The sequence below is a fragment of the Pseudomonas oryziphila genome (assembly GCF_003940825.1).
Lineage (GTDB): Bacteria > Pseudomonadota > Gammaproteobacteria > Pseudomonadales > Pseudomonadaceae > Aquipseudomonas > Aquipseudomonas sichuanensis.
Genome location: NZ_CP034338.1, coordinates 2,399,128 through 2,411,132 on the forward strand (window position 1 = coordinate 2,399,128; position 12,005 = coordinate 2,411,132).

Annotated in this window: 3 protein-coding genes; all 3 read left to right on the forward strand. The window is 70.2% G+C overall.

Annotated elements, in window-relative coordinates; translation table 11 throughout:
• Nucleotides 1-51: 51 nt before the first annotated feature.
• The 3 genes from EJA05_RS11365 to EJA05_RS11375 are packed head-to-tail and all read left to right on the forward strand — an operon-like array spanning nt 52 to nt 12,001.
• Nucleotides 52-1,128 (forward strand): TauD/TfdA family dioxygenase, encoded by a 1,077-nt coding sequence (locus tag EJA05_RS11365; RefSeq protein ID WP_125858312.1) that lies wholly within the window; start codon nt 52-54, stop codon nt 1,126-1,128.
• Nucleotides 1,125-4,169, forward strand: coding sequence for a non-ribosomal peptide synthetase (locus EJA05_RS11370; RefSeq protein ID WP_125858313.1), 3,045 nt, complete (start codon nt 1,125-1,127; stop codon nt 4,167-4,169). Before EJA05_RS11365 ends, EJA05_RS11370 begins: the two co-directional genes overlap by 4 nt.
• The gene (locus EJA05_RS11375; RefSeq protein ID WP_125858314.1) at nt 4,166-12,001 is read left to right on the forward strand and encodes a non-ribosomal peptide synthetase; all 7,836 of its coding nucleotides are present in this window, start codon (nt 4,166-4,168) and stop codon (nt 11,999-12,001) included. The genes EJA05_RS11370 and EJA05_RS11375 overlap by 4 nt, the downstream gene beginning before the upstream one ends.
• Nucleotides 12,002-12,005 lie beyond the last annotated feature (4 nt).

Below are 12,005 nucleotides of genomic sequence, written 5' to 3' on the forward strand. Positions count from 1 at the left end.
TGTCATGCCGGTGGCCGCTGGGCCGCCGGCTTTACCGAACGGGAGATGGAAATGTCCAACAGCGAGGCGCAAGCCATTCCGGTATTGGCCAAGGGGCGGCGCAAGAGTTTGAGCATGGACCACGACAGCCTCGTGGCCTTTTCGCCAATGTTCGAAGGCCACAGCCTGCCGTTGCTGTGCACGCCCAAGGTGGCGGGCATCAACCTGGCCGAATGGGCCGGGCAGAATCGTGCGCTGATCGAAAGCAAGCTGGACCAGCACGCCACCATCCTGTTCCGCGGCTTCGCCGTGCAGGACATCGGCGAGTTCAACCAGTGCGTCGATGCGATTTCCGGCGGCGCCCTGGAGTACCTGTTCCGCGCCTCGCCGCGCACCCAGATCACCCGCAAGCACAATGTCTACAGCTCGACCGACTACCCGGCGGTGGAGAAGATTTTCCCGCACAACGAGCACTCCTATTCTCCGGTGTTCCCGCTGCACCTGTATTTCTACTGCGACCTGCCGTCGCCCACCGGCGGCGAAACCCCGTTCGGCGATACCCGGCTGATCCTGCCGCGCATCGACGCCGAGGTGCGCGATGCCTTCGTGCGCAAGGGCGGCGTGCTGTACGTGCGCAACTACGGCGACGGCATGGGCCTGCCCTGGCAGACCGTGTTCCAGACCGAAAACCGCGCCGAGGTCGAGGCCTACTGCGCGAAGATCGGCGTGGAACCCGAGTGGAAATCCGGCAACCGCCTGCGTACCCGCCAGAAAGGCCCGGCCATGGTCCGCCACCCGCGCACCGGCGAAACCGTGTGGTTCAACCACGCCACCTTCTTCAATGCCCTGACCCTGCCTGAGAGCATCCGCGACAGCCTGCGCGCCGAGTTCGCCGACGACGAACTGCCGCAGAACACCTTCTACGGCGACGGCAGCCCTATCCCCGAGGATCACATCCGCCACCTGCAGCAGATCTACCGCGACGTCATGGTCGAGTTCCCTTGGCAGAAGGGCGACGTGGTGATCCTCGACAACATCCTCACCATCCACGCGCGCAACGGTTACACCGGCCCGCGAAAGATCCTCACGGCCATGGCCATTCCCCTGAAAAGCAGCGAAGTGGCACTGGGCCAAGGAGTTCAAGCATGACCACAAGCAACGCAGAAATTTTCCAGACCTCGGCGCAACAGGCGCATCTGCTCCAGGCCAGCGGCGGCCAGGCGCTGGCTGCGCGGCTGTGGCTGCAACTGCACGCCGAGCCCTCCCTCGAGACGCTGCGGCAGGCCCTGGCCGAGCTGTGCGAGCGTCACGAAATCCTGCGCACCCGCTACGTGCAGGTGCCGGGCCTGAAACACCCGGCGCAGGAAATCCACGCTCAGGTGAACCTGCGCGTGCGTCACGCCGCCTCGGCCGAGCAGGCCCGCCTGCAGGTGGCCGAAGACCTCGGCCAGGCCCCGCTGGCCGCAAGCCTCGAGGGGCGCAACCTGCTGCTGGGCGTGGCACTGGCCAGTGCCGACCCGGCCGCATTGCGCCTGCTGGGTGATGAGCTGCAAGCCTTGCTGCGCGGTGAAGCGCTGGCCGAGTTCGATGCCCTGCAATACGCCGACTACGCCGCCTGGCAGGGCGACCTGGCCCAGGAAAGCATCGGCCAGCAAGGGCGTGCGTTCTGGCGCGGCCTGCTGGCCGAGCAGGCGCGCCCCGTTGCCTTGCCGTTCGAGCGCCGCGTGGCGCTGGCCGAGGCGCCGTGCGTCGAGCAATTGGCCGCCCCCGTGGCTGACGCCTTGGCCAAGCTGGCCGAGGTGGGGCAGATCAGCACCGACGAAGCCCTGGCGGTACTGTGGGCCGCGTTCCTGGTCGAGCTGGGGCAGCCCGCCAGCGTGGTGCTGGGGCTGGAGGTCAGCGGGCGCAACGAACAGCTCGAACAGACCGTCGGCCACTTCGCCCGCCAGCTGCCGCTGGTGCTGGCGCTCGACAGCAGCCGAGGCCTGGGCGAGCAACTGCCGGGTTTGCTCGGTCAGTTGCGCCAGGGCCTGTCCTGGCTCGACTGCCTGGACGAAACCGACCTGGGCGAAGCCCTGCTGCCGGCCTTCGCCTGTGGCTATCGCGCCGAGGCCGCGCAGCTGGAGCAGGACTGGCCGCTGGGGCAGAAGCTGCTGTTGCGCGCCGAACAGCGCGGGCAGGGCCTGGCCCTGCGCCTGGTCAGCCCGGCACGGGTATTCGATGCCGCCCAGTTGCAGGCGTGGCTGGCGCAGTTCGTCCAGTTTGCCGTGCAGGTGGCCGCCAACCTCGACCAGCCGCTGAGCCAGTTGAACGGTGTCGATAGCGCCCAGGCCGAGCAGTTGCTGCAACGCTTCGAGCGCAGCGCCGAGCGGGTAGAGCTGCCTGGTGAAACCCTGCACGGGCTGTTCGAGCAGGCCGCCAAGGCCACCCCAGGGCATACCGCCCTGCAAGTCGGCGCACAGGCGCTGGACTACGCCAGCCTCGACCAGCGCGCCAACGGCCTGGCCCAGGCGCTGCGCGAGCGCGGTGTCGGCCCCGACAGCGTGGTGGCGGTGTACGGCGAGCGTTCGGTGGAAATCGTCGTGACCCTGCTGGCCATTCTCAAGGCGGGTGGCGCCTACCTGCCGCTGGACCCCAGCTACCCGGCCGAGCGCCTGGCGTTCATGCTGCACGACGCCCGCGCCCAGTGCCTGATCACCCTGCGCCCCCTGGCCGACGGCATCGAGGTGCCGGAAGGCGTTGCCCGCCTGGCCCTCGAACAGGGCCTGCCGGCCGCCCAGGCACAGGCCCCGGCCGTGGCGCTCGCCCCCGGCAACCTGGCTTACGTGATCTACACCTCCGGCTCCACCGGCAAGCCCAAGGGCGTGATGATCAGCCATGCCAACGCCTGTGCCTCGACCCGCGCCCGTGGCGAGTTCTACCGGGCCCCGCTGCGGCGCTTCCTGATGCTGTCGTCGTTCTCGTTCGACAGCTCGGTGGCAGGGATCTTCTGGACCCTCGGCCAGGGCGGCACCCTGTACCTGCCCGAAGAGCAGGCGCACAAAGACCCGGCGCGCCTGGCGCAGTTGATATCTGAGCAGGGCATCAGCCATTTCCTGGCCCTGCCGTCGTTCTACGCACAGATCCTCGAACACCTGCAGCAGCCCGCGCTGGCCTGCGTCATCGTCGCCGGCGAAGCCTGCCCGCTGGAGCTGCCGGCGCGGCATGCCGAACGCCTGCCGCAGACCCTGCTGGTCAACGAGTACGGCCCGTCGGAGAGCTCGGTGTGGTGCTCGGCGCATGCCGTGCAAGCCCTGCCGGCGTATGAGCGGGTGTCGATCGGTGGCGCCATTGCCGGCACCCGCCTGCGGGTGCTTGATGAACAAGGCGAACTGGTCGGCTTCGGCCGTGAGGGCGAGCTCTACGTGGGTGGCCCGGGCCTGGCCCGTGGTTATCTGCAGCGCCCTGGCCTGACCGCCAGCCGCTTCGTGCCCGACCCGTTTGCCACAGCCCCCGGCCAGCGCCTGTACCGCACCGGCGACCGGGTCAGCCCCGGCGTCGAAGGTACCCTGGACTACCTCGGGCGCCTGGACTTCCAGCTCAAGCTGCGCGGCTTCCGCGTGGAACTGGGCGAAATCGAAGCGCGCCTCGCCCAGCAGCCCGAGGTGCGCGAAGCCGCCGTGGTGGTGCGCGAGACGGGCGCCGGCGCGCAGCTGGCGGCCTTCGCCACCCTGCGTGACCCGGCCAGCGCCAGCGGACTGGAAAACCGCCTGCTGGAGCGCCTGCGCGAGCAGATGCCCGAGTACATGGTGCCGGCCTTCCTGCGCGTACTCGACCGCTTGCCGCTGACCCCCAATGGCAAGCTCGACCGCACCGCGCTCGCCGCCCTGCAAGCCCAGGGCAGCGCCTACCAGGCGCCGCGCAACGAACTGGAGCAGACCCTGGCGCAGATCTGGCAGGAGGCCTTGCAGCTGGAACAGGTGGGCGTGCATGACAACTTCTTCGCCCTGGGCGGCCACTCGCTGCTGGCCACGCGCATCCGCTCCCAGGTGCAGGAACGCCTGAACCTGGACCTGCCGCTGCGGGTGTTCTTCGAAGGTGAAACCGTGGCCTTGCTGGCCGAGCAGGTCGAGCGACATCGCGGCTCGGGCGTCAGCGAGGACAAGGCCGACGCCCTCGAAGTCCTGTTCGATGCGGTGGAGGACGTATGACCGCGCTGTCCGACCGCATGCAGGGGCTGGCCAAGCGCTTCGCCGCATTGCCAGCACAGGAGCGCCAGGTGTTGCAAGGGCGCATGCGCGAGCAGGGCCTGGCCTTCGATCTGCTGCCCATCCCACCCCGAGACAATCTCGACGAATTGGTGCAGGCCTCGTTCTCCCAGCAGCGCCTGTGGTTGCTGTGGCAGCTCGACCCGCAGTCCGCGGCCTACAACCAGCCGGCGCTGCTCAGCGTGCGCGGGGCGTTCGACGCCCAGCGCCTGGAGCACAGCCTGCAGGCCCTGGTGCAGCGCCATGAGGCGCTGCGCACCAACTTCCGCCAGGACGAGCAACAGGTCCTGCAAGTGCTGCACAGCCACCGCGCCTTCAGCCTGCAGCACCAGGACCTGCGCGGCAGCAGCCCGGCGCAGCTGGAGCAGGTGGCTGAGGCGCTGACCGCGCAGCCGTTCGACCTCGAACACGACCTGCTACTGCGCGCCACCTTGCTGCACACCGGCGAGCAGCAGTGGGTGCTGGTGTTCTGCACCCACCACATCGTCACCGACGCCTGGTCGATGCCGATCCTGATCGAAGAGGTGCTGCGCCATTACCAGCAGCAGGCGCCGGCGCCTGCCTTGCCGATCCAGTACGCCGACCACGCCCGCTGGCAGCGCCTGTGGCTGGAGGCCGGCGAGGCCGAGCGCCAGCTCGGCTACTGGCGCGAGCGCCTGGGCGTGGCCGAAGACAGCCTCGAACTGCCCGCCGACCATCCGCGCCCGGCGCGGCGCAGCGGCCGTGGCGCGCGGCTGGCCATCGAGCTGCCGGCGGGGCAGGGCGGGGCGGTCCGGCAACTGGCCGCGGCCAACGGCTGCACGCCGTTCATGGTGCTGCTGGCGACCTTGCAGGTGCTGCTGATGCGTTACAGCGCCAGCGAGGTGATCCGCGTCGGCACGCCGATCGCCAACCGGACCCGCGCCGAGGTCGAGGGGCTGATCGGCTTCTTCGTCAACACCCAGGTGCTGCAGGTGGAGCTCGATGGCCGCCACAGCTTCGTCGAGGTGCTGGCCCAGGTGCGCCAGCGCGTGCTCGAAGCCCAGGCCAACCAGGACCTGCCGTTCGAGCACCTGGTCGATGCCCTGCAACCCCAGCGCAGCCTGGACCGCACCCCGCTGTTCCAGGTGCTGTTCAATCACCAGGTCGCGTCCCGCCAGGGCAACCGCTGGCAATTGCCGGGCGTCGAGCTGGCGCCGCTGGACATCACCCGCGAATCCGCGCGCTTCGACCTGGCGCTGAACACCGAAGAGCAGGGCGAGCGCCTCAGCGCCTCGCTGCTGTATGCCACCGACCTGTTCGAGGCCCGCACCATCGAGCGCCTCGGCCAGCACTGGGCGCAGCTGCTGGGTGCCGCGCTGGCCGAGCCTGGGCGGGCCATCGAAACCCTGCCGCTGGGGCCGCTTGCCCAAGCCAGCGAGGCAGATGCGACAGTACGCGGCCCGTGGCTGCACCAGCGCTTCGCGGCCCAGGCCGCCGCGCATCCGCAGCGCATTGCCCTGGTTGAAGGTGCGCGCTCGCTGACTTACGCCGCCCTCGAGGCCAAAGCCAACCAGTTGGCCCGCCGCCTGATCGACAGCGGCGTGGCCCCGCGCACGCAGGTAGCGCTGTGCGCCGAGCGCCGCCTGGAAACCCTGGTGGGCCTGCTGGCCGTGCTCAAGGCCGGTGCCTGCTACGTCGCCCTCGATCCGCAGTACCCGCGCCAACGGCTGGAGCAGATGCTCGCCGACAGTGGCGCCGCTCACCTCCTGGCGCCCAGCGACCAGGCCGAACGCTTCAGCGGCTTCACCGACGTGACGCTGCACCTGCTGGACGATGCCAGCGGCCCGCTCGACGCCCCGTGCGCCGCGCCGACCTTGAACATGTTGGGCGGCGACCTGGCCTATGTGATCTTCACCTCCGGCTCCACCGGCAAGCCCAAGGCCGTCGGCGTCAGCCAGGCGGCACTGGCCAACTACCTGGACGGCATCGAACAGCGCCTGCCCCTGGGCCAGGTGCAGAGCATGGCGCTGGTCTCCACCCTGGCTGCCGACCTTGGCCATACCGTGCTGTTCGGCGCCTTGGCCGGCGGTCGCACCCTGCACCTGATCGATCCCGACACCGCGGTCGATGGCCAGGCTTTCGCCGCCTACATGCAGCAGCATGGCGTCGATGCGCTGAAGATCGTGCCGTCGCACCTGGGCGCGCTGCTGGGCAGCGACAACCATGGCGTGCTGCCGCGCCGTTGCCTGGTGCTGGGCGGCGAAGCCAGCCCGCCGGCCTTGCTGCAACGCATCCGCGCCCTGGCGCCGGGCTGCGCCCTGGTCAACCACTATGGGCCGACCGAAACCACGGTGGGCGTGTTCACCTGCCTGCTCGATGACCTGGGCAGCGCCGCACCGCTCGGCGCGCCGCTGCCCAACCTGCGCGCGCAGGTGCTCGATGGTGCCTTGCAGCAGGCGCCGCTGGGCAGCCAGGGCGAGTTGTACCTGGGCGGCGCGGGCCTGGCCCGTGGCTATCTGGGCCAGCCCGGGCTGACCGCCGAGCGCTTTGTCCCCGACCCGTTCGGCGACGGCCAGCGCCTGTACCGCAGCGGCGACCGCGTGCGCCAGCGCGCCGATGACCAGTTGCAGTACCTGGGCCGTGGCGACCAGCAGTTGAAGATTCGCGGTTACCGGGTCGAGCCCGGCGAAATCGAACAGCAACTGCTGGCCCATGGCGACGTGAACGAGTGCGTGGTCAGCGGCCAACCCGGTGCCAATGGCACCCAGCTGGTGGCCTACGTGGTGCTGGCGGCCGACGCAACGCTGCAGGCCGACAGCCTCAAGGCTTATCTGCGCGAACGGCTCTCGGCCCACCAGGTGCCGGCCCATGTGCTGGCGCTGGCGGCATTGCCGTTGACCGCCAACGGCAAGCTCGACCGCCGGGCCCTGCCGCAACCGCAGGCGCAGGCGGGCAGCACGCCCGCAACCCAGGGCGACGAGCGCCAGCAACGCATCGCCGCGCTGTGGCGCGAGGTGCTGCGCAGCCCGCAGATCGGCCTGGACGACAACTTCTTCGAGCTGGGCGGCGACTCCATCGTCGCCATCCAGCTGGTCAGCCGCGCGCGTGCTGCCGGCATTGCCTTCAGCGCCAGGGATGTGTTCGAACACCAGACCGTGCGCAGCCTGGCGGCCCGTGCCGGGTTCGACCAGCCGCAAGCGCTGGTCGAGCAGCCCGCCGCCGAGGGGCCGTGCCTGCTGTTGCCGATCCAGCAGGCGTTCTTTGCCGCCGACCCGGTCGAGCGCCATCACTGGAACCAGTCGTTGCTGTTGCAACCGCGCCAGCCACTGGACGCTGCCGTGCTGGAGCAGGCGCTGCTGCAGCTGTGGCGCCACCATGACGTGCTGCGCAGCTGCTTCACCCAGGGCGCGCAGGGCTGGCAGGCGCATATCCCGGCCGCCGATGAACCGCCGGCCGCGCTGCTGTGGCAGCGCCACTGCGCCACGCTCGAGGCGCTGGAACCGCTGCTGAACCAGGCCCAGCGCAGCTTCGACCTGGCCCGTGGCGATGTGCTGCGCGCTGTGCTGGCAACCCTGCCCGATGGTAGCCAGCGGCTGCTGCTGAGCGCCCACCACCTGGTGGTGGACGGGGTGTCCTGGCGCATCCTGCTGGAAGACCTGCAGGCCTGCCATGACGCCTTGCAGGCCGGTGCGCAGCCACGCCTGCCGGCCCGCAGCAGCTCGGTGCAGCGCTGGGGCCAGGCACTGGCCGACTGGGCGCAAGCCGAGCCGCAGCGCGCCACCTTGGATTACTGGGCGGCGCAGTTGCCGCAGCACGACCAGGAGCTGCCGCAGATGCTCAGCCGCGAACCTGCGCGCAGCGCCGACCGCCAGGTCGCCGTCACGCGCCTGGATGCGCGCCTGACCAGTGGGCTGTTGCAGGGCGCTTCGGCGGCCTACCGCACCCAGGTCAATGACCTGCTGCTGGCCGCCCTGGCCCGGGTGCTGTGCCGCTGGACCGGCGAAGCGTCGGTCAGCGTGCAGCTCGAAGGCCATGGCCGCGAGGACCTTGGCGCTGACCTGGACCTGTCGCGCACCCTGGGCTGGTTCACCAGCCTGTTCCCGGTGCGCCTGCAACCCGCCGCCGACCCGGCGGCGACCATCAAGCAGGTCAAGGAGCAACTGCGTGCGGTGCCCGACCGTGGCCTGGGCTTCGCCGCGCTCAAGTACCTGGGGGCTGCCGAAGACCGCGCGCGCCTGCAGGGCCTGCCGCTGCCGCGCATCACCTTCAACTACCTGGGGCAGGTGGACGCCACCTTCAACGATCAGGCGCTGTTGCGCCCGGCCCCCGAGGGCAAGGGCGACGAGCGCAGCCCCGAGGCGCTGCTGGGCAACTGGCTGACCCTCAGTGGCCAGGTGTATCAGGGCGTGCTGGCCCTGGAGTGGAGTTTCAGCGGGCAAATGTTCCAGCCCGAGACCATCCAGCGCCTGGCCGATGCCTACGCCGTCGAGTTGGGCGAGCTGGTGGAGCATTGCCTGGCGCCTTCGGCCGGTGCGCTGACGCCGTCGGATGTGCCGTTGGCCGGGCTCGACCAGGCCGCCCTCGACGGCCTGGCGTTGACTGCACGGGAGGTGGCGGACCTGTATCCGTTGTCGCCGATGCAGCAAGGCATGCTGTTCCATTCGCTGTACCAGGCCGAGGCCGGCGCCTATATCAACCAGCTGCACGTCGAGATCGGCGGGCTGGATGTCGCGCGCCTGCGCATGGCCTGGGAGCAGACCGTGCAGGCCCACGACATCCTGCGCAGTGCTTTCCTCTGGGGCGATGAGCAGGCCGAGCCGTTACAGGTGGTGCAGCGTCAGGTGCCGTCGCCGCTGCAGGAACTCGACTGGCGGGCGAAGGCCGACCTGCCGACCGCCCTCCAGGCGCTGTACGCCGAGCAGCGCAGCACGCCGTTCGACCTCGGGCGCGCGCCGTTGCTGCGGGTATGCCTGGTGCAGGTGGCGCCGGACCGCCATGTGATGGTGTACACCCACCACCACATCCTCATGGACGGCTGGAGCAGCGCCCAGGTCATGGGCGAGGTGATGCAGCGCTACCACGGTGCGCTGCCGGCCCAGGCGCCACAGCCGCTGCGTGACTACATTCGCTGGTTGCAAGCCCAGGATCCGGCCAGTGCCGAAGCCTTCTGGCGCGAGCAGTTGGCCGGGCTGCCGGCGCCGACCCGCCTGCTGGACTGCCTGCCGGGCGCGCAAGCCGGGCAAGGCGGCATGGCCAACGTCGACCGCACCCTGGACGTTGCCCAGACGCAACGCCTGGAAGCCTTTGCCCGCGCCCAGCGGGTGACGCTCAACACCCTGGTGCAGGGCGCCTGGGCATTGTTGCTGCAACGCCTGGCCGGGCAGCAGGCGGTGTGCTTCGGCGTCACCGTGTCTGGGCGGCCGGCGCAGTTGCCGGGCATCGAGCAGCAGATCGGGCTGTTCATCAATACCCTGCCGATGCTCGCAAACCCGGCGCCCGGGCAGGCCCTGGGCGAATGGCTGCGGACCTTGCAGGCCGGCAACTTGGCCATGCGCGAGTACGAGCACACCCCGCTGTATGACATCCAGCGCTGGGTGGGGCAGGGCGGCGAGGCGTTGTTCGACCACATCCTGGTGTTCGAGAACTTCCCCATGGCCGAGGCCCTGCAAGAGGCCGGTGGCGCCTTGAGTTTCGGTGAGGTTCACCAGCACGAGCGCACCAGCTACCCGCTGACCATCGCCGCCGGCGTTGGCCAGACCCTGCAACTGCAAATGAGCCACGACCTGGCGGTGCTGCCTGCGGCGGTGGTCGAGGGCCTGGCCGAACAGCTGTGCAACCTGCTGTTGGCCATGCCGGCGGCAGCCGACTGCGCGGTCGCCGAACTGCCCGTGCTGGGCCTGGTGCAGAACGAAGCACGGCTGCGCCATGAGCGCGCCCGGGTGGACGACTGCGCCGCCTTGGTGCCGGTGCACCTGCGCCTGCAGGCCCAGGCGTTGGCGCAACCCCAGGCCTGCGCGGTGGTGTGCGACGGGCAACAGCTCAGTTATGCCGAGCTGAACCGGCGCGCCAACCGCCTGGCCCATGCCTTGCGCGGGCGCGGCGTCGGCCCCGAGCACCTGGTGGGGATCTGCATGGGCCGCAGCGTCGAGCTGCCGGTGGCGGTGCTGGCCGTGCTCAAGGCCGGCGCCGGCTACGTGCCGCTGGACCCGGACTACCCCCAGGAGCGCCTGCAGGCCATGGTCGAGGACAGTGGTATCAGCCTGTTGCTCGGTGAAGCCGCGCTGCTGCGCGCTCACGCCGACGCCGGGGTGGCCACCCTGGCGCTGGACCAGCCGTTGGCCCAGCTTGCCGGGCAGGATGACGACCCGGCCTGGTCGGGCCTGGTGGACAGCCTGGCTTATGTGATCTTCACCTCCGGCTCCACCGGCCGGCCCAAGGGCGTGGCCTTGACCCACCGGGCGCTGGCCCGGCACACCGAGGCGGCGATCCAGGCCCTGGGGCTGATGGCGAGCGACAAGGTGCTGCAGTTCGCCACCTTCAACTTCGATCCCTTCGTCGAGCAGCTGTTCGCCACCCTGGCGGTGGGGGCCACGCTGGTCATGCGCGGCCAGCCGGTGTGGAGCAGCAGCCAGTTCCGCGAGGCGGTCGATACCCAGGGCATCACGGTGGCCGACCTGAGCACCGCGTACTGGGCGACCATCGCCCGCGACCTCGCCGACAGCGGGCCCCATGCCCTGGCGAGCCTGCGCCTGGTGCTGTGCGGCGGCGAGGCGATGCCGGGTAGCGCCGTGCAGGACTGGGCGCGTGCGCTGGGCCGCACGGTGACCTTGCTCAATGCCTATGGCCCGACCGAGGCCACCGTGACCGCCACGCTGCAGGACTGCACGCCGTGGCTGGCCAACCCGCAGGCAGTGCCGGCGGTGCTGCCGATCGGCCAGGCGCTGGCGGGCCGTGCGCTGTACCTGGACGACGGCCAGGGTGGCGCCGCCGCCCAGCATGGCGCCGGTGAGGTGTGCATCGGTGGCGAGCTGCTCGCCCGTGGCTACCACGGGCGGCCGGGGCTTACCGCCGAACGCTTCGTGCCCGACCCGGACGGTACGCCGGGCAGTCGCCGCTACCGCACCGGCGACCTGGCCTGGCGCGATGCCGAGCAGGTGCTGTGGTACCTGGGCCGTGGCGACGAGCAGGTGAAGATCCGCGGCTTCCGGGTGGAGCCGGCGGAGATCGAGGCCCGCCTGCGCGAGCACGGGCTGGTGCGTGAAGCGCTGGTGCAGGTGCACCAGGGCACCGCTGGCGCGCAGCTGGTCGCCTACCTGGTGCTGGCGGCAGCGGTCGACGATGTCGCGCTCAAGGCCTGGGTCGCCGCCACGCTGCCGGGGTACATGGTGCCGGCCCGCGTGGTGCGCCTGGAGCACATGCCGCTGAGCCCCGCCGGCAAGATCGACCGCCGCGCGCTGCCGGCGCCGGAAGCGGCCGTGAGCGGCCCGCACCGCGCACCGGGCGACGAGCTTGCGCAGCAGGTCGCGGCGATCTGGCAGCAGGTGCTGGAGGTGGAGCGGGTAGGGCTGGACGACAACTTCTTCGAACTGGGCGGGCACTCGCTGCTGGCCACCCAGGTCATCGTCCGCCTGCGCGGGCAGCTGGGGGTGGAAGTCAGCCTGGAAAACCTGTTCATGGCGAGCAACCTGGAGGCGTTCTGCGCCCACGTGCGCGGCCTGCGCGACGTGGCGCAGCCCGTCGAAGACGAATTGGCTAAATCTTTGGAGGCACTCAAACGTTTATCAAGCGCAGAGCTTGAAAAGCTGATTTCTTAAAGGA

Bases quoted from the DNA above. Each gene is read 5' to 3' on its own strand.
- EJA05_RS11370 (WP_125858313.1), top strand. From the start codon at position 1,125: ATGACCACAAGCAACGCAGAAATTTTCCAGACCTCGGCGCAACAGGCG.
- EJA05_RS11365 (WP_125858312.1), top strand. From the start codon at position 52: ATGTCCAACAGCGAGGCGCAAGCCATTCCGGTATTGGCCAAGGGGCGG.
- EJA05_RS11375 (WP_125858314.1), top strand. From the start codon at position 4,166: ATGACCGCGCTGTCCGACCGCATGCAGGGGCTGGCCAAGCGCTTCGCC.